Consider the following 21007-nt stretch of genomic DNA (forward strand, 5'->3'; position numbering starts at 1 on the left):
ATGACAGACAAGAGCAGCACCGATTGGACGCCACGCCGCAGCTGGCACTGGGTTGCGCGCGCGGCCGCCCTTGCGCGGACAGCGCCGTCCCGTCCCGCCCCGCTATCAGGGGCAGGGCCGCCGGCCGCCCCGCCATGCCGGGCATTCCCTGCCATATCTGCCGCCGCGCTATCGGGGCTGGGGCGGTTATGCGCCCATCTATCCGACCATCTATCCAGCGCCGTATGTGGTGGCCGAACCCGCTTTCGGCGGCCAGCAGGAGCCGGAACCGGACGGGGGCCAGGATCAGGGGCAGGATGTCGGACAAGACCAGGGGCAGGACGATGGCCAGATGCAGGGCGAAATCCCGCCGACCCTGGCCGGCACCATGGGCCGGGTGCCGGAAGCGGCCGCTTTGACCTACCAGGCGCTGGGGCCGCTGGCCAACGCCTTGCGCGATCCGAATGGCAGGGGGCCTGGCCTGTATGTGATCGAATTCGACGCGGGCGGGCGGCGCCGCGCCTACAGCGGCCAGACGGACGATCTGCACCGGCGCCTGCTGCAGCACCGCCTGTGCGGCCAGATGCTGGCCGTCGACTTGAGCACGCACCAGGTGTATGTGGCGCCCCTGGCCTCGGCGGCGCAGCGGCGCCGTATCGAGCAGCGCATCCATGACGACATGTTTGCCAACCAGCGCGGCGTGCTGACCAATCAGCGGCGCGAACTGGAACTGGCCGTGCTCGGTGAAATGTGGACCTGAATGGAGGCCTGGCAGCCAGGCCTTGATCACTGCGAAGGAGAGCATCATGCACCAACTCGAATGCGCGTGCGCGCAATGCCGGCAGCGGGCCGGCGCCGCGTTTGAAGTGCTGGAATTCGGCCAGGACTGGCCCGGCAAGGGCGGTGCGCGGGCCGTGTTTGGCGAAGAGGAAGAACTGCAGCTGGCCATGGAGTTGCTGGAAGCGGCCAGCGAAGAGGAACTCGACCAGTTTCTCGGCAATGTCTTCAAGAGCGTGTGGAAGGGCGTCAAAAAGGTGGGCTCGACCATTGCCAAGGTGGCCAAGCCCCTGGGCGGCGCCTTGAAGGCCGTGGCCAAGACGGCCTTGCCCTTTGTCGGCGGCGCCCTCGGTTCGATGATCCCCATACCGGGCGTGGGCACGGCGCTGGGCTCGGCCCTGGGGCGCGCCGCCAGCAGTGCGCTGGAGCTGGAAATGGCTGCCGAAGCGCCGGCCGACCGCGAACTGGAACTGGCGCGCCGCTTCGTGCGCATCGCGGGGCAGGCGGCGCGTCTGGCGGCCGACGGCGACGGCAGCGCGCGCGCCGTGGAAAGCGCGCTGACGCGGGCCTTGCACCAGCAATTGCCGCACTTCCGCTCGCCCGCGCCACAGACCGAGGAAGAGAGCGGGCGCTGGCGCCGGCGCGGCAACCGCATCGTCGTGATGGGCGACTGGAACTGAACGGTGCAGGCGACAGGCATGGCGCCCGTCATCGATTGCCATTGCCATGCGGGACCGGGCGACGGCTTGAGCGGGCCGTGGGACAGCGATGCGTCGCTGCACGCCTATCTGCGCCGCGCACGGGCGGCCGGCATAGGCCGCAGCGTGCTGTTCGCCACCTTCCACTCCGATTACGCGATTGCCAACCATGGCGTGGCGCGCCTGGTCGCGTCCGATCCGCAGCGTTTTTATGGCTTTGCCTTCGTGCATGCACGGCGCGACCGGGGCCGCGTCATGGACCTGGTGCGCACGGCCGTCGAGCGCTACGGTTTTGTCGGCATCAAGGCGCACCGCCTGGACGCGCGCATCAGCGGCGAAGTGTGCGACGCGGCCCGTTTTTTCGGCTTGCCCGTGCTGTACGACCCGGCCGGCGAGGTGGCCGTGGCCCAGTTGCTGGCGCAGCAGTATCCCGATGTCAATTTCATCCTGCCCCATCTGGGCAGCTTCGGCGACGACTGGGCGGCGCAGCTGGCGCTGATCGACCATCTGGCCCGCCACCGCAACATCCATACGGACAGTTCCGGCGTGCGCCGCTTTGACCTGCTGCAACAGGCCGTGCAGCGCGCGGGGCCGCACAAGGTCTTGTTCGGCTCGGATGGCCCCTGGCTGCATCCGGGGCTGGAATTGCACAAGATTCATTTGCTGGGCTTGCCGGCGCCGGACGCAGCGTTGATCACGGGCGGCAATTTTTTGCGGCTGACGGGACTGGCGTGAGGCGGATCACCGAGGCCCCGGCACGGCCGGCATCGGGGTTGCGGGCGCTTGCGCCGCGCAGGCCGCCGTCTTGCGGCGTATCTGCAGGGCGCGGTCCGTCACGCCCAGGCGGGCGGCGGCGCGCTGGTTGTTGCCGTGCTCCTCGGCCAGCACCAGGCGGATGGCCATGTCGGCGGCGCAGCGCGTGATGTGCGACAGCTTGCATCCCTGGGCCAGCGCACGCCGCACGGCCGTTTCGAAGTGCCGGTCGGGCCAGGGCGGCGCCTGCAGCCGTTCTTCGGGGGGCAGGGCGCCGATGGTGATGGGGCCGGGGCCGCAATGGCGGTGCCAGATGCGCGTGACGGTCTGGCGCAGCTCGCGCACATTGCCCGGATAGTCGCGCAGCAGCAGGTATTCGCGCACGGCCGCGTCCAGCGGGGGCGGCGCCTGCTGGGCCAGTTCGGTGAGGAAATGCCGGGCCAGGGGCAGGATATCGTCCTGGCGCTCGCGCAACGGCGGCGTCCGGCAACGCCAGCCGGCGATGCGGTAATACAGGTCGGCGCGAAAGGCGCCGCGCGCCACTTCGCGCTCCAGTTCGCGGTTGGTGGCGCACACGAGCCGGAACTGCGTGGGCTGCCACGTGTTGCCGCCCACGCGCTTGTATTTGCGCTCCTGGATGGCGCGCAGCAGCTGCGCCTGCAGGGGCAGGGGCAGTTCGCCAACTTCGTCGAGAAACAGCACGCCGCCGTCGGCCAGGGCAAAAGCGCCGTCGCGCGCGCCCGCCGCACCCGTAAAGGCGCCCCGTTCGTGGCCGAACAGTTCGCTGCCTGCCAGTTCCGGCGACAGGGTGGTGCAGTCGAGGATAGTGAAGTCGCCGCTGCAGTTGCCGAGGCGGTGAACCAGTTGCGCCAATAAATCCTTGCCCGTGCCCGTCTCGCCCGTGATCAGTATCGAGGCCTGACTGAAGGCGGCCATTTCCACCACTTGATGCAGCAAGGCGGTCCACACCGCGCTGCTGCCCACGAGGGCTCCGCGCACGGCGTTTGATGCCAGCAGCTGCGCCACGGCTTGCCAGCGCTGCAGGCGTGCCAGCACCTGGCCCGCATCGGCGCTACCGGCCGGCCACAGCAGGACATCGAGGGCGCCGGCCGCCAGCACGGCCCGCTGCTGCGCGCAGCTCAGGGCCTCGCCGCAGGCGGCAATGGCCAGTACGGAGGCGTGCCGGCACAGGGCCGGCAGCGCGTGCAGCAGCGCCGTATCGGCTTCGGCAAACAGCACGATGCCCGCGCCATCCCCATCACCGTCGCCATCGTGCCGCCGGGCTACAGTTACCTGAGCCTGCTGCAAGGCCGCCAGCAGCAGCGCGCCACTGCCAGCCGCCGCCTGCTGCACGATTTCCAGCCACACCTTGAGCGCCATATGCCAGCCATCACGAGGCCACGAGTCGCCCATCTTAGAAGCCCGCCACCCCGGCCGTTTGATCTGGCACAAGCGTGCGCGGTAGCCGGAAATGAAAAACGCCGCCTGATCTGCATCAGGCGGCGTTAATCACTACCGTTCCAGCAACGTCATCAAGCAACGTCACGAGAATGGCTAAAAACGTTCAGGGCAAGGCGCATTGCCGAAGACAGTACGAATAGTACGGCTAGGCAATGCAACGCCGCCATGGACGATTTTTAGGCGTTCTCATCCATCTTGACGCAGTCGACGAAGTATCCGCGCTTGCCATCGACCTCGCGTTTCACGAGACCATGCACATCCGTCTCGAAGCCGGGGAAGCGCTCGTTGAAGTCGCGCGCGAAGCGCAGGTAGTCGACGATGGTCTTGTTGAAGCGTTCGCCCGGGATCAGCAGCGGAATGCCCGGTGGATACGGCGTCAGCAGGATGGACGTGATGCGGCCTTCCAGCTCGTCGATGGCCACGCGCTCGATTTCGCGGTGCGCCATCTTGGCGAACGCGTCCGACGGCTTCATGGCCGGGATCATGTCCGACAGGTACATTTCCGTCGTCAAGCGCGCCACGTCGTAAGCCTTGTAGAAATCGTGGATTTGCTGGCACAGGTCGCGCAAGCCCATTTTTTCATAGCGCGGGTTGGCTGCCGCAAATTCCGGCAGGATGCGCCACATCGGCTGGTTCTTGTCGTAGTCGTCCTTGAACTGCTGCAAGGCCGTCAGCAGGGTATTCCAGCGGCCCTTGGTGATGCCGATGGTAAACATGATGAAGAACGAGTACAGGCCGCATTTTTCAATGATGACGCCGTGCTCGGCCAGGTACTTGGTGACGATGGATGCGGGGATGCCCGTGTCGCCGAACTGGCCGTCCAGCGACAGGCCCGGATTGACGATGGTCGCCTTGATCGGGTCGAGCATGTTGAAGCCGGGAGCCAGGTCGCCGAAGCCGTGCCAGTCATCCTCGGCGCGTATCATCCAGTCTTCCTGCTGGCCCATGCCTTCGTCGTTGAAGCTGGACGGACCCCACACCTGGAACCACCAGTCCTGGCCCCATTCCTGGTCGATCTTCTTCATGGCGCGGCGGAAATCGAGCGCTTCCATGATCGATTCTTCCACCAGGGCCGTGCCGCCCGGCGCTTCCATCATGGCCGCAGCCACGTCGCACGAAGCGATGATCGAGTATTGCGGCGAGGTGGAAGTGTGCATCAGGTAAGCCTCGTTGAAGGCGTCCTGGTCCAGCTTGACCGTGTCCGATTCGCGCACGAGGATTTGCGAGGCCTGCGACAGGCCGGCCAGCAATTTGTGCGTGGACTGGGTCGAGAAGATCATCGATTCCTTGGCGCGCGGACGGTCCTTGCCGATGGCGTGCATATTCTTGTAGAAATCGTGGAAGGTGGCGTGCGGCAGCCATGCTTCATCGAAGTGCAGGGTGTCGATCTTGCCGTCCAGCATTTCGCGCAGGGTTTCCACGTTGTAGATCACGCCGTCATAGGTCGATTGCGTGATGGTGAGGATGCGCGGCTTCTTGTTCTTTGCCTCGCGCGCGAACGGATTCGCCTCGATCTTGCGGGCAATGCTTTCCGGCGTGAATTCGTGCAGGGGGATGGGGCCGATGATGCCCAGGTGATTGCGCGTCGGCATCAGGAACACGGGAATCGCGCCGCACATGATGATCGAATGCAGGATCGACTTGTGGCAGTTGCGGTCGACGACGACGATGTCGCCTGGTGCCACGGTCGAATGCCATACCATCTTGTTCGACGTCGACGTGCCGTTGGTGACGAAATAGCAATGGTCGGCATTGAAGATGCGCGCCGCATTGCGTTCGGACGCGGCGACAGGACCCGTATGGTCGAGCAGCTGGCCCAGTTCCTCGACGGCGTTGCAGACGTCGGCGCGCAACATGTTTTCACCGAAGAACTGGTGGAACATCTGGCCGATCGGCGACTTCAGGAAGGCCACGCCGCCCGAGTGGCCGGGGCAATGCCACGAGTAGGAACCATCGTTGGCGTAGTGCACCAGCGCGCGGAAGAACGGCGGCGACAGGCCGTCCAGATAGGACTTCGCTTCGCGGATGATGTGGCGCGCGACGAATTCCGGCGTATCTTCGAACATGTGGATGAAACCATGCAGTTCGCGCAGGATATCGTTGGGAATATGGCGCGAGGTGCGCGTTTCGCCGTACAGATAGATAGGGATGTCCGCGTTCTTGTAGCGGATTTCCTCGACGAAGGCGCGCAGGGACTTGAGCGCGTGGTCCGTTTCCTCGATGGAACCGGCACCGAATTCCTCGTCGTCGATCGACAGCACGAAGGCGGACGCCCGCGATTGCTGCTGGGCAAATTGCGACAAATCGCCGTAGCTGGTCACGCCCAGCACTTCCATGCCTTCTTTTTCCATTGCGGCGGCAAGGGCGCGAATGCCCAGGCCGGACGTATTTTCAGAACGGAAATCCTCGTCAATGATGACGATAGGGAAACGAAATTTCATGCATGTCTCCAAAAAAGCAAGCCGCCCCTGACGTAATGGAGGGGCGGACTAGGGCGCGACTTCAGGCGGCAAAGCAACCCGGCAGACGCAGAAAAAAAATAAGAACGGGATTCTCGCAGAAATGCAGCGTCTGCGGGAAAAAAATATCGCCCCCAGGCATCACGAGCATGCGCTAGCGTGACGCAAAGGTGTGACAGGGGTATTACAGCAACATTCTGTCCAATGAATAGCAACCTTATCAGGCTTTGCGTTGCAGGGTGACAAAGGCGTAAGGCAGGCCGGATTTCTCCGAGACATGCGCCTCGCGCGCGGTTTCTTGCCATACGGCATGATCCACGGCAGGGAAAAACGCGTCGCAGTCAAAAGTCTGGCCGATTTCCGTGACGATCAGGCGCTGCGCCAGGGCCAGCGACTGCCTGTAGATGTCGGCGCCGCCGATGACATAGCCTTCGGCGCCGTCGAGCAGCGCGATGGCCGCTTCCAGCGACGACACCGCTTCCACGCCCTCGTGGCGCCAGTCCGGATTGCGCGTGATGACGATGTTGCGGCGGTTCGGCAGCGGCCGGCCGATGGAATCGAAGGTCTTGCGGCCCATGAGGATGGGGTGGCCCGTCGTCAGGCGCTTGAAGTGCGCGAGGTCTTCCGGCAATTTCCACGGCAGGGTGTTGGCTATGCCGATGCCGCCTTGCTGATCGGTGGCGACGATGATGGTCAGTGTGCTCATTGGTTCTGTGAAAGTGGTGGGGGAAGGGCCCGATGCCCGTCATTATCGTTGAAATTGCCTGCCGCCTCCAGATGCGCACGCATGGCGTCGGCCAGCGGACGGGGCGCTTCCAGCGGAATCATGTGGCCGGTGTTGTCTTTTAGTAAGTGCAAGGTGGCTTGCGGCAGGCGGGCCGCCATGTCGCGCAGGTCGTCGGGGTTGACGAGCTTGTCGTCCACGGCGCCCACGATCAGCACGGGAATATCGAGTTCCGGCAAGCGCGCCATCAAGTCGGGGCGGTCGATGGTGGTGAGAAATTGCGCCAGCAGCACCTCCTTGCCCAGGTCCAGCCCCATCTGCTGGATCAGGCCCGTGATGCTGGCGTCCTGCAAATGCGACGGGTGCAGCAATTCGCGCAGGCGCTGGCGCGTGATGCCCGCATAGGCATTGCGCTCGAGCATGGTGACGATGCGCTGGCGCGCTTCGACTTCCGCCGGCAGCAAGCCTTTGGCCGAATTGGCGATCAAGGTGAGGGACTTGACACGCTGCGGGTGCGCCAGCGCATGTTCGAGCGCCAGGTAGGCGCCCAGCGAAAAGCCCGCCAGATGCGCCTGCCCGTCGCTGTGGCTGGCAATCATCTGCTGCATCTGCGCGCGCGTGCGCGCCTCGTGCAGGGGCACGTGGTGCACATGCATGGCATCGCCCAGTGCCGGCGCCAGGCGCGACCACAGGCGCGCATCGCACAAGGTGCCAGGGATGCAAACGAGTCGCGTGGTGTTTTCAGGCAAGTTCAAACCAGGGATAGGATCGCTCATGATGGTGAAAGTTCTGTCGAGCGGCATTATCCGTCATTTCGGCCAGCAGGGCAGCGGTGTAATTTTTTCTGCATGGCATTATTTTCAATAGTGCGCGGCTGGCAAGCCTGGACTTTATGGTAGGCTCATGGCTCATCAAGCCGGGGAGCCGGCCCAGTGACCTGAAACACCGAATGCAACCCACTAATTGAAGAGGAATTACCATGGCGATCAGTTTGCAAAAAGGCGGCAATGTCAACCTGAGCAAGGAAGCTCCTGGCTTGAAGAAAATCGTGATCGGCCTGGGCTGGGACCCCCGCGCCACCGATGGCGCCGCTTTCGACCTGGACGGCAGCGCCTTCCTGCTGAAAACGGATGGCAAGGCCCGTTCCGATGCTGATTTCATTTTTTATAACAACCTGAAGTCGGCCGATGGCTCCATCGTCCACGCGGGCGACAACACGACGGGCGGCGGCGACGGCGACGACGAGAAAATCGCCGTCGACCTGGCCAACGTGCCTGCCGACATCGACAAGATCGCCGTGGCCGTCACGATTCACGATGCGGAAAACCGCAAGCAGAACTTCGGCATGGTGGGCAAGGCCTACATCCGTTGCCTGAACGGCGACAATGGCGCGGAAATCGCCCGCTACGACCTGTCCGAAGACGGCTCGACGGAAGCGGCCATGATCTTCGGCGAAATCTACCGCGCCGGCAGCGAATGGAAATTCAAGGCCATCGGCCAGGGTTTCAAGGGCGGCCTGGGGCCTCTGGCACGTTCGTTCGGCATCAACGCCTAAGAGCTCCGGAAAACGGCCCATGGCGGCGTTGCGTCACCTCGCCGTACTATGCGTACTGTCTTCGGTGACGCGCCTTGCCCTGAACCGTAGTCCGAAGCTCTTTTAGCCTTGTTCAAGAATACAGCACGGCAGTCCGTGGCGGCTTTGCTCCGCCAGGGACTGACTGTACATTCGTACCGCCTTTGGACGACGGATTTTGCCCTGAGCCGTAGTCCCAAGCTTTCACACCTGAATACATAGTCCCATGGAAAACCTGATCAAGGGGCAGCGCCTGGCGCTGTCCGGCCTCGTCACGGGCAATGTCGTGCAACTGGGCCTCGCCACTGCGGGCGTGGCGCTGGACTTTGCCTGTTTCGGCCTCGATGCCGGCGGCAAGCTGTCCGACGACCGCTACATGACCTTTTTTAACCAGCCGCGCACGCCGTGTGGCGGCGTGGAAGCGGCGGCGCCGGCGGGCGACCTTGCCGGTTTCAGCTACCAGCTGGAGCGCCTGCCTGCCTCCATCGAACGCCTGGTCGTCACGGCCGCCATCGATGGCGACGCCACCATGGCGCAGCTGGGCAGCGGCTATCTGCGCCTGCTCGACGGCGGCCGCGAGCTGGCCCGCTACGCGTATGGGGGTGCTGATTTTTCCCAGGAAAAAGCCGTGATGCTGGGCGAGCTCTACCGCAAGGACGGGGGCTGGCGCTTCATGGCCGTGGGCCAGGGTTTCAATGGCGGCCTGGACGCGCTGGTCGCGCATTTCGGCGGCGAAGTGGCGCAGGCCGCGCCGGAACCTGCGGCGAAGATTTCCCTGTCGAAAATCTCGCTGACCAAGGCGGGGCAGACGCACAAGGTATCTCTGGAAAAGGGCGCGGGCGCGCCGAAAAAACTCATCGTCAAGGCCAGCTGGGTCGATAACGGCGATGGCGACGACGATAACGACGATCTCGATTTGCGGGTCGGCATCCTCTTGCCGAATGGCCAGATGCGCTTCATCCAGGCGCCGGATACGGCAGGCAGTTTCGACGCTATGCCCTATGTGCGCCACCTGGGCGACGTGGCCGGCGCATCGGGCAAGGAGCCGGCCACGGAAACGGTGGAAGTCAATCCCGCGCTGGCGCACCATTACGGCGGCACCGTGGGCCTGGTCTTCAGCGTGTATTCGGCGCTGGCCAACGGCGCCGTGTCCGTGGCGTCCATGCGGCCGAAAATGGTCATGCAATACGGCGAGCAGACCGTCGAGTGCGCGTTCGACTTCCGCCTGTCCACGGCGGCCGAAGACGACACGGTCTACACCTATGTGATCGGCATGGCGCGCATCACGGGGGACAGCATCATCCTCGAGCCGTCCGGCAAGACGTCGGAGCCAGGCAGCGAGGCGACGCCGTGGCTGAGCTGGCAGGGCGAGAACCTGCAGCTGGCCTTCAACGGCCCCGTCGTCTTCAAGGGCGAGGACAAGGATGATGAAGACGATTTCAATGCGGACAATCCGCGCCGCTACATTGCTTAGTACCTGAATACTAACTGGAGACATTGATGGAAACCTTGGCCAAGGGCCAGCGCTTGCCGCTGGCCAATCTCGTTCCCGATGGCGTGCTGCAGATCGGCGTCGCCGCACAGGGGCTGGCGCTGGACGTGGCCTGCTTCGGCCTCGATGCCGGCGGCAAGCTGTCCGACGAGCGCTACATGACCTTCTTCAACCAGCCGCGCACGCCGTGCGGCGGCGTGGAAGCGCGCGCCGGCAGCGGCGGCGACATGGCCGAGTTTGCCTTGCAGCTGGCGCGCTTGCCGGCCGGTATAGACCGCCTCGTCGTGACGGCGTCCATCGATGGCGGCGGCGTGATGTCGCAGCTGCAGTCCGGCCACGTGCGCCTGCAGGCAGGCGGGCGCGAACTGGCCCGCTTCGCCTTTGCGGGCGCAGATTTCGCGCAAGAAAAAGCCGTGATGCTGGCGGAAATCTACCGCAAGGATGGCGGCTGGCGCTGCATGGCCGTGGGCCAGGGTTTCAATGGCGGGCTGGACGCGCTGGTGCGCCACTTTGGCGGCGAAGTCGACCAGGCCGCGCCCGCCGCTGCGGCGGCCCCGGCAGCGGCGTCTGCCGTCGTGCAAGCCAAGCTCAACCTGGAAAAGCGGGTGGAACGCGAGGCGCCGCAACTGGTCAGCCTGGTCAAGCAGGCTGGCGTGTCCCTGCAAAAAGTGGGCCTGTCGGAGCACCGTGCCAAGGTCTGCCTGTGCCTCGATATCTCCGGTTCCATGGGACGGCTGTACAAGGAGGGCCTGGTGCAGCGTTTTGCCGAACGCATCCTGGCCCTGGGCTGCAAGTTCGACGACGATGGCGAGATCGACGTTTTCCTGTTCGGCAAGAACGTTCACCATCCGGCGCCCATGGCCTTGAGCAACTGCAACACTTATGTGGGGCAGGCGATTGCCCGCCACCCGCTGGAAGGCGACACGCGCTATGGCGCCGCCATGCAAGCGATCCGCGCGTTCTATTTCCCCGATGCAGCCGGCGGCGAACGCACGCGGCCCGTCGCGGCCGAGTTGCCCGTGTACGTGATGTTCGTCACGGACGGTGGCACCAGCGACCAGGTGACGACGGAGAAGCAGTTGCGCTGGGCCAGCAATGAACCCATCTTCTGGCAATTCATGGGCATTGGCAAAGGGCGCAAATCGAAAAGCAAGTTCCTCGCCGCGTTTGCCGATTCCGACTTCCCCTTCCTGGAAAAGCTCGACGAATTGCAGGGGCGTCTGGTCGACAACGCCAACTACTTTTCCGTCGGCTCGCCGGACGAGCACAGCGATGCGGAGCTGTATGACTTGCTGATGACGGAATATCCGGGCTGGTTGAAACTGGCGCGCGGCCATGGCTTGCTGCGCTAGTGCAAAGGTGGCGCACAGTTCATCGGATGAGGCTGTACAACCACAAGTGGAAGAGATTTGTAAATTGAAGTAAATAACAATGGTTCGCATTTGCTTTGCTGCCGCGACTCATGGCATGCTTTGAACGTGCTCTCACGCTGCGGCGTAGCGCCTCATCCGTAGCGTCTCCATTATTTTTTAGCCAAATGCATAAACTTCTTTTCCACTGTCTGGCAGGCGGCAGCCTGCTGGTCTCCGGCGCCGCCGTCCAGGCGCAAACCGTCAGCGGCGCCGCCGCCGTGAAGCCCGCACCAGCACCGGCACCGGCCAAGGCGCCCGCCGTCGATGCTCCCGCGACCGTCAGCGTGACGGCCGAACGTCCCACGGGCCGCATCGACCGGCAAGTCTACGACGTCAAGTCCGACGTGGGCAGCACCAATGGCACGGCGGCCGACGCCTTGAACAATGTGCCGTCCGTGGCCGTCGATCCTGACGGCAGCGTGTCCTTGCGGGGCAGCAGCAATGTGCAGATATTGATCGACGGCAAGCCGTCGGCCATGCTGCAGGGCGATTCGCGTGGCGCCACCCTGAACGCCATGGCGGCCGACGATATCGAGTCGGTGGAAGTGATCAACAATCCCGGCGCCCAGTTCGGCAACGAAGCCGGCGGCGGTCCGATCTTGAACCTGGTGATGCGGCGCAACCGCAAGCCGGGCGGCTTTGCCACCGTGAATGCGAATGCGGGCATCGCGGGACGCTACAACAGTTCCGTGTCCGGCACCTACAACGAAGGGCCGTGGGGCTACCAGGGCGGCATCAATGTGCGCCATGACGGCCGCAATTCCGTGGGCGAAGTCAGCCGCGAACGCCTGGACCGCGGCACGGGCGCGTTTGCCCCCAGCAGCCAGAGCTCCACCAGCAATGGCTTGAACGACTCGCTGGGCTTGCACGGCACCGTCAATTACAACCTGAACACGAATGACACCCTGGCCGCCAGTGTGTCGTACAACGGGCGCAGCAACGACCAGCGCTCGCTCGACCGCTACATCAATGGCGACAGCACGGGCAGCACCATCGGCGACTATGTGCGCAGCACCGTGCGCAACGGCGACAGCCGCAATTACAGCTGGGGCGGGCGCTACGACCACAAGGGCGAATTGCCGGGCGAAACCCTGAAAATCGACTTGCGCGTATCATCGTCGACCAACGAGAGCGACAGCGATTACGCGAATGCCTATGCGATCGCGCCCGTCAACGCCTTCGACAGCCGCGCGCGCCAGCACAGCGAAACGGGCAACCGCATCGTCGACTTCAGCGGCGACTACGAGCGCCCGCTGGCGGGCGGCACGGCCAAGCTGGGCTACAAGGTGGCGGACAACAAGAGCAGCTTCGACACCCTGTACACGGACATCAATCCGGCCAGCCTGGCGGAAACCGTCAACCCCATGCGCAGCAACCGTTTCGAGATGGACGAGCGCACCATCGCCCTGTACGGTTCCTACCAGATGCGCCTGAATGAACGCTGGGGCGCGCTGGCCGGTTTGCGCGCCGAATACACGGACTTGAACGTGCGCCAGATCACGGGCGGCGTCGAGGCCGGCAATAATTACCTCAACTACATCCCCAGCCTGTTTGCCACCTACAAGGTCAATGACGAGAGCAATCTGCGCTTCAGCTATGCGCACCGCATCCGCCGCCCGAACGCGGGCGACCTGAACCCGTACGTGGTGTACCGCGACGAATTTAATGTGTCGGCCGGCAATCCCAAGCTCAAGCCCACGCAGACGGATTCGTTCGAGATCGGCTATGAAACGAAGATCGCGGGCCTGGAAAGCAGCTTGCGCGCCTACCACCGCCGCGATACGGACGCCATCGTCGATTACCGCTACTTCATCAGCGACAACGTGCTGCTGACCACGCGCCAAAATGGCGAAGGCAGCCATTCTAGCGGCCTGGAGTTCAGCGTCAGCGGCAAGCTGACGCCGTCGCTGACCCTGAACACGAGCGGCAACCTGGCGCGCAGCCAGCAGACCAGTTCCGACGACCTGGGCAACCTCAGCACGCGCACGGCGAACGCCCTGAGCGGCCGCGCGCGCCTCAATTACCAGGTCAATGCGGATAACCAGTTGCAACTGGCCCTGCAAATGCAAGGCAAGATGCTGTCGGGACAGGGTTACCGCTCGCCGAACAATACCTTGAATATGAGCTGGCGCCACACGGTGACGCCGCAGCTGAGCCTGGTCATGAACGTGACCGATGTGTTCAGTACCAACAAGATGGAAACCGTCATCAACAGCGCGTCTTTGCGCGAGACGAGCACGCGCCGCTTCGACGGGCGCATGATTTATGTGGGCTTGTCGTACCGCCTGGGCGGCGCCACGACGGCGGCGAAAGAAGGCGAGCGCGAACCTCGCTTCGGTCCGCCGGGCGGACGGGGACCAGGCGGTCCCGGCCCCGGCGGCGAGGGACCGGGCTAAGCCCGGCCAGGCAGCCTAGGCAGCGGCGGCGATTTCCTTGAGGAAGTCGACAAAGCTGTCCGCATGGCGTTCAAAACGCCATGCGCCTGCGCCGTGCTCGGCCGTGTAGATGGGCGCGTCGCCGTCAACGATGGCTGACAAATCCAGGCAATACGGATCGGCGCCCGCATCGGCAATCACCACGTAGTGGACGGGCCAGCCGGCGAGGACTTCCTGGTCGACGGGATTGCAAGCGTACCCATGCTGCCCCTTGATCAGCTCTGCCGCGCCGTACAGATGCAGGCCCTGGAAGTAGCGTTTGCTGTCGATATACACGCGCAGCGGCGAATAGCGGGCCAGGAAGCGCCGGTATTGTTCCGGCAAAGTCCAACGCTGGTCGATGGCCGCCAGGTCGGCATTCTCCGCAATGACCAGCCAGTTCGACGGGCGCGCCAGGTCCTGATCCTTCTTGCGCTCGGCCGCCAGTTTCTTTTCCAGTTTTGCGGCCGCCTTTTCCAGTGCCGTGCGTGGATCGTCCAGCGAGGCATGCGTGGCCGGGGCCGCAAAGCCGTGGCCATCCGGGTAGCTGTCCGCTTGCCAGGCCAGCACCTCGGCCACGCGCAGCTGCTCCGGTTTCCAGTGGCCGGGATCGGTCATCAAGCCCCGGTCGAAGGGCTGGCCGCTGGCGATGGCCAGGCTCTTGATGGCCTTGGCGCGCGTGCTGGACTTGGCGCCGTCCGCGGCGGCGAGCGCCACCAGCGGGCCATAGGCGGCCTTGCCCATGCTCTTGAGCATGCCATCGACGGCCCAGTAGCTGAGCTCGGGCACCGCCAGGCAGGCGGTAAAGAAGTCGCCGCACTCGCCAGGCTCTGCCAGCGCGATGATGTCCGTCATGAGGAAGTTGCGCCAATGCAGCAGCTGGCCATCCTTGGCGTAGCCGATGAGGATGTCGAGCACGGCGCGCCGCTCGTCCATTCCATGCTTTTTGATCAGGCGGTCTTTCAGCCGCGCGAACTTGTTGCCATCGGTTTCGTCAAACAGCTTGCGGTGCAGGGCGGCAAGGGGAGTGACCGCCATCAGACAGCCATCGCCGCCTTGATGGGCGCATGGTGTTCATAGCCTTCCAGCGAGAAATCGGACGGCTCGATCTTTTCCAGCCATTCCGGCTCGTACTTGCCCGTCTTCGCATAGTCGGGCACGCGGTCGGAAATGACGAAGCGCGGCGCGGGGAACGGCGTGCGCTTCAATTGCTCTTCCACCATGTCGAGGTGGTTTTCATAGATGTGCGCGTCGCCGATGAAATACGTGAACCAGCGCGGCGTATAGCCCGTCAGGCGCGCCACCAGGTGCAGCAGGGCCGCGCCTTCGGCGATGTTGAACGGTGTGCCCAGGCCGATATCGTTGCTGCGTACATATAAGCACAGCGAGATTTCGCGCGTGCTGGCGTTCGGGATGAACTGGTACAGCAAATGGCAGGCGGGCAGGGCGACGGCGTCCAGCACGGCCGGGTTCCAGCCGTGGAACAGGATGCGGCGGCTGCCCGGGTTCGTCATGATGGTGTCGAGACACTCGCGCAGCTGATCGACGGCCTTGTACAGCAAGACCTTCTGCACGCCGTCTTCGGCGATGGGGGCGATCAGGGTAAAACCGTTCGCTTGCGCATCGGCAATTTGCGCGGGCTTGTCGGCGTCGAGCAATTTATACGCGGGCCATTGTCTCCATTGCACGCCGTACACGGGGCCCAGGTCGTCCTCGCCTTCGCGGTAGGGGTTGGCCAGCCATTGCGCGTTTTCATTGGCATTCTGGTCCCATACCTTGCAGCCCAGCGCGCGGAACTCGGCCGCGTTGCGCGACGCGCGCAGGAAGGCGCACAATTCGCCGATCACGGATTTGAAAGCCAGTTTCTTGGTCGTCACGGCGGGGAAATTGCCGTTGGCCAAGTCGAAACGCATCATGGCGCCCGGCACGCTCAGGGTGCGGATGCCCGTGCGGTTGTCTTGCCAGCTGCCCGTTTCGAGCACGGTCTTGATCAAATCTTGATATTGCTGCATGTATTTCTCCAACGGTAAGGATGGTGATTGTAACGCAGGCGCGACAGGCGGGCTGCGGGCCGCACACATAATTACGCTGCGGGCTCACCTGCAAACATGACTCTGTGGTAATTTGTGTGTCCTTGAGGAAATACACAGAAACGGCAGATGCTGCACCATGTTCTTGCGACAATTTGTAAATAATAACAACGCCGCCGTGGTGGAGATGAGCAGGGCCGATTTTTTCAAGGCCAACCTGCGCCTGATCCTAGCCTGGCCCTTGCTGGGGCTGGTTCTGTGCGCGGTGCTGTGGACGGCCACCTTGCTGCAGCTGGAGGCGGAAAAGAAGGTGGCGCAGCAGCAGGCGCTCGACAGCGTGTCGTCGCTGTCGAAAGCGTATGGCCAGTATCTGCTGCGCACCCTCGAGCAGATGGACCAGCTGACCTTGCAGCTCAAGTATGAGTGGGAAAATTCGCGCGGCCAGCTGCGCCTCGATCAATTGAAGACGCAGGGCATGTATGCCTTGCCGCAATTTGCCATCGTCGCCATCCTCGACCGCAAGGGCCACCCCGTAACGGCCACGGCGCCCCTGCAGCGCCTGCGGGTCAACGAGCGCAGCGATTTCCTGCTGCGCCACTGGCGCAGCAATTCCAGTGCGCTGCGCATCGCGCTGGGGCGGGCCAGCGAGGCGGCCCCGTCGGCGCCGGGCGCCGGCGAAAGCCTCGTGCATTTCACGCGCCGGCTGGAAGACGAGGATGGCAATTTCGACGGCGTGCTGCTGATCTCCATCCACTCCAGCTATTTTTCCGAATTCTATAACAGTGTCAATTTCGGCAAGTTCGGCATGTCCGCCATGGTGGGCGAGGAGGGCGAGCTGTTCAGTACGCGCCTCGGCTCGCGCGTGCTGCCCACGCATGGGAGCCAGGGCACGCCGTTTCTCGACACCAGCTTCCTGGAAACGGAAAGCGGCGCCCTGCATTCGGGCGGCAGGATCGCTTTTTCCGACAAGCAAAGCCGCTACGTGGGCTGGCAAGCGCTGAAAGCCTATCCGTTTACGGCCGTGGTCGGGCTGTCGGACGGTGAAATGCTGCACCCCTACGAGGAAACGCGTACCATCTATATCGGCATCGCCCTGGCCGTCACCGTGCTGCTGCTGGCCTTTGCCGCCGTCGCCACCGTGCTGTCGCTGCGCCTGGCGTGGCGTCACCACCAGTCCGAAGGCGTGCGCAACGCCTACCGCATGGCCACGGAAGGCACGAGCGACGGCTTTTACATCATTGCCGCCCTGCGCGGCGAAGATGGCAGCATCCTCGACTTCGAGATCGTCGACTGCAACGAGCCGGGCGCCGGCTATTTCGGCGTGCGCCGCGAGCAGTTGCTGGGCATGCGGCTGCAGTCGCGCGCCCACGAGCCGTATTTCCGCGACCTCATCCATAATTACCGGGCCGCCATGCAGTCCGGCTTTTCCGAGGAAGAGATCGAGCTGCCCGAAGGTAATCCGTTCAAGCTGCGCTGGATACGCCGGCGCCTTGTGCGCAGTGGCGACCGCCTGGCCGTCACCCTGCAGGACATCAGCACGGCCAAGGAGCACGAGCGCGACTTGCGCCGCCTGGCCAATGAAGATGGCTTGACGGGCTTGCCCAACCGCTACTGGCTGCAGCAATTCCTGCCCGGCGCCCTGGGGCGCGCCGCCATCGCGCGGCAGATGCTGGCGCTGCTGTTCATCGACCTCGACGGTTTCAAGGATATCAACGACACGCAGGGCCATGCCGAGGGCGACAAGGTGCTGCGCGCCGCGTCCCTGCGCCTGAAGGCAGTGCTGCGGCCGGGCGACCACGTGGTGCGGCTGGGCGGCGATGAATTCGTCGTCGTGCTCGACCCCGTGGAAGACGACAGCCGCGCCGAGCAGGTGGCGCAGCGCATCGCCATCGCCTTTGACGAACCGTTTTACCTGGGTAGCGAACGCCACAAGATGGGCGCCTCGATCGGCATCAGCCTGTATCCGCGCGATGGGGCCGAAACGGAAGTGCTGCTGAAGAACGCCGATATCGCCATGTACGCCGTGAAGGTGGCCGGCAAGGGTCATCACCGCTTCTTCCAGCCCGAATTGTTCGAAACCATCCGCAACCGCCGCGAACTGGAGCAAAGCCTGGTGGCGGCGCTGGAGCAGGACCAGTTTCTCGTCGTCTACCAGCCCAGGGTCGACGCCATGAGCGGGCAGCTGTGCAGCATGGAGGCGCTGGTGCGCTGGCAGCATCCGCAGCACGGCATGGTGCCGCCGCTGGAATTCATCCCCGTGGCCGAAAGCAGCGGCCTGATTTCGCAGCTGGGCGAAGTGGTCATCGAGAAGGTGTGCCTGCAGATGGCGCGCTGGCAGGCCAGCGGGCTGGAACTGGTGCCCGTCTCCATCAACGTCTCGGCGCGCCAGTTCGGCCGCGGCGACGTGCACCAGGTGCTGGCATCCGCGCTGGCGCGCCATCGCATCGATGCGCGGCTGATCGAGGTGGAAATCACGGAATCGGCCATGATGGATGAGCAGAACCGCGCCGTGGAACAGCTGTCGGCCATCCGCGCGCTGGGCGTGCGCCTGCTGGTCGACGATTTCGGCACCGGCTATTCCTCGCTGTCGCAGCTGCAGAAGTTCGCCATGGACGGCTTGAAGATCGACCGCGCCTTCACCATGGAGCTGGGGCGCTCGGAGCAGGGCGAAGTGTTCGTGCGCGCCATCCTGTCGATGGCGCATGCGCTGGGCATGAGCGTGGTGGCCGAAGGGGTGGAGACGCGCGAGCAGCTCGACATCCTGCGTGCGCTGCAATGCAATGAAGTGCAGGGCTATTTCATCTCGCGTCCCGTGCCGGCCGAACAGATGCTGGCGCTGATGCACCAGCGCTTTCTGATACCGCTTCCAGCCCCCGTGCTGCCCCCCTGCAGCCCCGTGATTGGCGAGGAAAACAACGCTGTTTCGTAAAAAGAGCGAACGTTCGCTTTTTTCTAAAAAATATTATATGCTTCGCTCATGCCGTCAGTGAATTGGAGTTCACGGCGGCAAGAAAAGTGCAAGACGGGTCAGGTTGAGATGCCCGCGATAGTATGCCGAAGACAATTTCATATAATAAAGAGAGACTAACTTGAAACATAAATATCTGCCCCTCCTGATCGTTGCCGCGTTCGCCGGCATCTCTTCCACAGCACAAGCATCGGGCTACCGTTTCGGCTCGCAAAGCGTGTCCGCCCAGGGTACGGCCGATGCCAGCGGCGCCGAAGCGGGCGACGCCTCGACCATTTTCTACAACCCGGCCGGCCTGTCGCGCCTGGAAGGCACGCAGTTCGTCGGCGGCGGCACCCTGGTGGTCCCGCATTCGACCTACGCGGACTCGGGCTCGAAGCCTTTCTTCCCCGGCAATCGCGCGCCTTACTCGGAAACCAAGGACTATGCGCCGGACGCCGTGTTCGCGCCAGCCTTGTACGCCAGCAAGAAGATCAATGATCAATGGACCGTCGGCGCGGGCCTGTTCGTGCCGTACGGTGCCAAGCTCGACTATGGCAACGACTGGTATGGCCGCTACGCGATCACCAATATCAAGCTCGAAGCCATCGCCCTGAATCCTTCCGTGTCGTTCAAGCTGGACCAGCACCACTCGTTCGGTTTCGGCATCACGGCCGAATACATGAAGGCGGAACTGGGCCAGGGCGTGGACGTGCCGGGTTCGGTCGCCTACCTGGGCAAATATGCGCCTAGCGCATCGCAGGCCTTCCTGTCCAATATCGCCAAGACGCAAGGCCTGGCTGCCGCACAAGCTGCAGGCGCCGCGCTGCAAGGCCCGATCAAGGATGGCCACGCGTCGATGGACGGCCACGACTGGGGCTTCGGCTTCAACCTCGGCTACCTGTACCAGCTGAACGAAGGCACGCGTTTCGGCATCGCCTACCGCTCGTCGATCTCGCACAAGCTCAAGGGCAGCACCATCTGGGACTTCTCGCAAGTGACGTCCAATCCTGCCGTGAACGCCTTCATCGCCAAGGCTTCGAACAAGGTCAATTCGCAGGCGCTGGTGGAACTGCGCACGCCGGAAACCCTGTCGGTTAACGCCTTCCATCAGATGGATGATCGCTGGGCCCTGATGGGCGACGTGACCTGGACCCGTACGTCGCGCCTGCAGAACCTGGACATCCAGTTCCCGCCGACGGCCGAAGGCGCCGAGCGCATCCGCCAGCAGTGGAAAGATACCTACCGCGTGTCGCTGGGCACCAACTACAAGTACAGCGAAAGCCTGATGCTGCGCGCCGGTATCGCCCACGACCAGGCGCCCGTACGCAGCGCCGAACTGCGCCACCCGGCCTTGCCTGACAGCGACCGCATGCAGTACTCGATCGGCGCGAACTGGAAGCTGAACGCCAATTCCTCGATCGACCTGGCCTACAGCTATATCGACTTCAAGGATGCTGAAGTCAACTACAAGAATGACTGCTCGCCGGTGATGGCTGGCTGCACGGGCAACGGTGAAACCACCAAGGGCCTGTTCAAGACCCGCATGCAGTTGATCGGTCTCGCTTATAACTACAAGTTCTAAGCAGGTAGTGGCGGCCAACCCGGCCGCCATGCAAGGAAAAGGCGCCTTCGGGCGCCTTTTTTTTGCCATGCAGAATTAAACTTGCTTTTCGAAAATGTTAATTCATCATTATAATAAAGCGTGATGTACGGCATTATTGGCACGAAAACCACAAGGGCAAGCCATGCGAATTGATACCGATCAAAGTTATAGTAAGAAAGCGGAACACCTGGGTGTACCCGCAGATGTCTCCGTGAAACCATTGCGGCGGCCCTGCGCCCCGCGCAGCGCGATGCTGGCATCATGAGCGCCCCGTTTCACGCGCCGCCGCCATTCCCCATGCGGCCCGGCGTTGGCGACACGCCCGTCGGCGCGGTGATCGCCTTTGCGGGCGCTACCGCCGATGCTGCCATGGAAGCCTGGGGCTGGATGCTGTGCGACGGGCGCATGCTCGACTGCGCGTCGTATCCGGAACTGTATGCGGCGCTCGGGTATCTGTATGGCGGTTCTGGCGGGCAATTCCAGCTGCCCGATTACCGGGGCTGTTTCCTGCGCGGCCACGATGGCGGCGCCAGCATCAGCGTCAGTGCGGAGCCGGGCCAGGGCGCGGGCGCCTTGCCGTCCGATGCGCAGCCGAAAATCGCCGACGTCAGCTATCTGATCAAGTTCACCTACGGCATGGGCGCGCGGTTCCCATTCCCGGCGTAGCCACGGCAAGGTCATT

The 21007-nt window shown here is 63.6% G+C and carries 16 protein-coding genes; 10 read left to right on the top strand and 6 right to left on the bottom strand.

Annotated elements, in window-relative coordinates; all coding sequences use genetic code 11:
* The first annotated feature begins 70 nt into the window (after positions 1-70).
* Genes GCN75_RS02940 through GCN75_RS02950 form a run of 3 tightly spaced genes read left to right on the top strand, consistent with a single transcriptional unit; the run spans position 71 to position 2189 of the window.
* A complete protein-coding gene (locus tag GCN75_RS02940; RefSeq protein ID WP_152281282.1) occupies positions 71-739 on the top strand; it encodes a GIY-YIG nuclease family protein in 669 nt (222 codons plus the stop codon).
* Positions 740-785: 46 nt separating this feature from the next.
* The gene (locus GCN75_RS02945) at positions 786-1436 is read left to right on the top strand and encodes a hypothetical protein (RefSeq protein ID WP_152281283.1); all 651 of its coding nucleotides are present in this window, start codon (positions 786-788) and stop codon (positions 1434-1436) included.
* A gap of 18 nt (positions 1437-1454) precedes the next feature.
* Complete coding sequence (locus tag GCN75_RS02950; RefSeq protein ID WP_152281284.1) at positions 1455-2189, top strand: amidohydrolase family protein; 735 nt, start codon at positions 1455-1457, stop codon at positions 2187-2189.
* A 6-nt stretch (positions 2190-2195) separates the two neighbouring features.
* Here GCN75_RS02950 and GCN75_RS02955 read toward each other — a convergent pair whose 3' ends face one another.
* The 4 genes from GCN75_RS02955 to GCN75_RS02970 form a co-directional block, all read right to left on the bottom strand.
* The gene (locus tag GCN75_RS02955) at positions 2196-3587 is read right to left on the bottom strand and encodes a sigma-54-dependent transcriptional regulator (protein ID WP_226941037.1); all 1392 of its coding nucleotides are present in this window, start codon (positions 3585-3587) and stop codon (positions 2196-2198) included.
* Between the two features lie 257 nt (positions 3588-3844).
* The gene (locus tag GCN75_RS02960; RefSeq protein WP_152281286.1) at positions 3845-6109 is read right to left on the bottom strand and encodes an arginine/lysine/ornithine decarboxylase; all 2265 of its coding nucleotides are present in this window, start codon (positions 6107-6109) and stop codon (positions 3845-3847) included.
* Between the two features lie 238 nt (positions 6110-6347).
* Complete coding sequence (locus GCN75_RS02965) at positions 6348-6833, bottom strand: dihydrofolate reductase (protein WP_152281287.1); 486 nt, start codon at positions 6831-6833, stop codon at positions 6348-6350.
* A complete protein-coding gene (locus tag GCN75_RS02970) occupies positions 6830-7627 on the bottom strand; it encodes an alpha/beta fold hydrolase (protein WP_152281288.1) in 798 nt (265 codons plus the stop codon). Before GCN75_RS02970 ends, GCN75_RS02965 begins: the two co-directional genes overlap by 4 nt.
* Positions 7628-7830: 203 nt before the next feature.
* Here GCN75_RS02970 and GCN75_RS02975 point away from each other — a divergent pair, with 203 nt between their 5' ends.
* The 4 genes from GCN75_RS02975 (at position 7831) to GCN75_RS02990 (ending at position 13724) form a co-directional block, all read left to right on the top strand.
* The gene (locus GCN75_RS02975; RefSeq protein ID WP_076571516.1) at positions 7831-8406 is read left to right on the top strand and encodes a TerD family protein; all 576 of its coding nucleotides are present in this window, start codon (positions 7831-7833) and stop codon (positions 8404-8406) included.
* A gap of 244 nt (positions 8407-8650) precedes the next feature.
* The gene (locus GCN75_RS02980) at positions 8651-9898 is read left to right on the top strand and encodes a TerD family protein (RefSeq protein WP_152281289.1); all 1248 of its coding nucleotides are present in this window, start codon (positions 8651-8653) and stop codon (positions 9896-9898) included.
* Between the two features lie 26 nt (positions 9899-9924).
* Complete coding sequence (locus tag GCN75_RS02985; RefSeq protein WP_152281290.1) at positions 9925-11268, top strand: VWA domain-containing protein; 1344 nt, start codon at positions 9925-9927, stop codon at positions 11266-11268.
* A 185-nt stretch (positions 11269-11453) separates the two neighbouring features.
* Positions 11454-13724 carry an outer membrane beta-barrel family protein gene (locus tag GCN75_RS02990; protein WP_152281291.1) on the top strand — a complete coding sequence of 757 codons (2271 nt, stop codon included), beginning with the start codon at positions 11454-11456 and terminating at the stop codon, positions 13722-13724.
* 15 nt (positions 13725-13739) lie between these two features.
* On the opposite strand, the gene GCN75_RS02995 is transcribed toward GCN75_RS02990, so the two are convergent.
* Together GCN75_RS02995 and GCN75_RS03000 are read right to left on the bottom strand one after the other, a co-directional pair.
* On the bottom strand, positions 13740-14780 hold the full coding sequence (locus GCN75_RS02995; RefSeq protein WP_152281292.1) for an SMI1/KNR4 family protein: 1041 nt from the start codon (positions 14778-14780) through the stop codon (positions 13740-13742).
* Positions 14780-15754 (bottom strand): thymidylate synthase, encoded by a 975-nt coding sequence (locus GCN75_RS03000; RefSeq protein WP_152281293.1) that lies wholly within the window; start codon positions 15752-15754, stop codon positions 14780-14782. Before GCN75_RS03000 ends, GCN75_RS02995 begins: the two co-directional genes overlap by 1 nt.
* A gap of 157 nt (positions 15755-15911) precedes the next feature.
* On the opposite strand from GCN75_RS03000, the gene GCN75_RS03005 reads away from it, so the two are divergent.
* The 3 genes from GCN75_RS03005 (at position 15912) to GCN75_RS03015 (ending at position 20991) form a co-directional block, all read left to right on the top strand.
* Complete coding sequence (locus GCN75_RS03005; RefSeq protein ID WP_226941040.1) at positions 15912-18701, top strand: bifunctional diguanylate cyclase/phosphodiesterase; 2790 nt, start codon at positions 15912-15914, stop codon at positions 18699-18701.
* Between the two features lie 160 nt (positions 18702-18861).
* Complete coding sequence (locus GCN75_RS03010; RefSeq protein ID WP_152281294.1) at positions 18862-20304, top strand: OmpP1/FadL family transporter; 1443 nt, start codon at positions 18862-18864, stop codon at positions 20302-20304.
* Positions 20305-20586: 282 nt separating this feature from the next.
* A complete protein-coding gene (locus GCN75_RS03015; RefSeq protein WP_193317363.1) occupies positions 20587-20991 on the top strand; it encodes a phage tail protein in 405 nt (134 codons plus the stop codon).
* Positions 20992-21007: the final 16 nt, after the last annotated feature.

This window comes from Janthinobacterium violaceinigrum, from assembly GCF_009208555.1.
Classification (GTDB): Bacteria; Pseudomonadota; Gammaproteobacteria; order Burkholderiales; family Burkholderiaceae_D; genus Janthinobacterium; species Janthinobacterium violaceinigrum.

What these genes read in the sequence shown, in the direction of transcription:
- GCN75_RS02960 (WP_152281286.1), bottom strand. Translation starts at nt 6,109, where the DNA reads ATGAAATTTCGTTTCCCTATCGTCATCATTGACGAGGATTTCCGTTCT.
- GCN75_RS02970 (WP_152281288.1), bottom strand. Translation starts at nt 7,627, where the DNA reads ATGAGCGATCCTATCCCTGGTTTGAACTTGCCTGAAAACACCACGCGA.
- GCN75_RS02950 (WP_152281284.1), top strand. Translation starts at nt 1,455, where the DNA reads ATGGCGCCCGTCATCGATTGCCATTGCCATGCGGGACCGGGCGACGGC.
- GCN75_RS02955 (WP_226941037.1), bottom strand. Translation starts at nt 3,587, where the DNA reads ATGGCGCTCAAGGTGTGGCTGGAAATCGTGCAGCAGGCGGCGGCTGGC.
- GCN75_RS02965 (WP_152281287.1), bottom strand. Translation starts at nt 6,833, where the DNA reads ATGAGCACACTGACCATCATCGTCGCCACCGATCAGCAAGGCGGCATC.
- GCN75_RS02995 (WP_152281292.1), bottom strand. Translation starts at nt 14,780, where the DNA reads ATGGCGGTCACTCCCCTTGCCGCCCTGCACCGCAAGCTGTTTGACGAA.
- GCN75_RS02990 (WP_152281291.1), top strand. Translation starts at nt 11,454, where the DNA reads ATGCATAAACTTCTTTTCCACTGTCTGGCAGGCGGCAGCCTGCTGGTC.
- GCN75_RS02945 (WP_152281283.1), top strand. Translation starts at nt 786, where the DNA reads ATGCACCAACTCGAATGCGCGTGCGCGCAATGCCGGCAGCGGGCCGGC.
- GCN75_RS02980 (WP_152281289.1), top strand. Translation starts at nt 8,651, where the DNA reads ATGGAAAACCTGATCAAGGGGCAGCGCCTGGCGCTGTCCGGCCTCGTC.
- GCN75_RS02975 (WP_076571516.1), top strand. Translation starts at nt 7,831, where the DNA reads ATGGCGATCAGTTTGCAAAAAGGCGGCAATGTCAACCTGAGCAAGGAA.
- GCN75_RS03015 (WP_193317363.1), top strand. Translation starts at nt 20,587, where the DNA reads ATGAGCGCCCCGTTTCACGCGCCGCCGCCATTCCCCATGCGGCCCGGC.
- GCN75_RS03005 (WP_226941040.1), top strand. Translation starts at nt 15,912, where the DNA reads ATGTTCTTGCGACAATTTGTAAATAATAACAACGCCGCCGTGGTGGAG.
- GCN75_RS03000 (WP_152281293.1), bottom strand. Translation starts at nt 15,754, where the DNA reads ATGCAGCAATATCAAGATTTGATCAAGACCGTGCTCGAAACGGGCAGC.
- GCN75_RS02985 (WP_152281290.1), top strand. Translation starts at nt 9,925, where the DNA reads ATGGAAACCTTGGCCAAGGGCCAGCGCTTGCCGCTGGCCAATCTCGTT.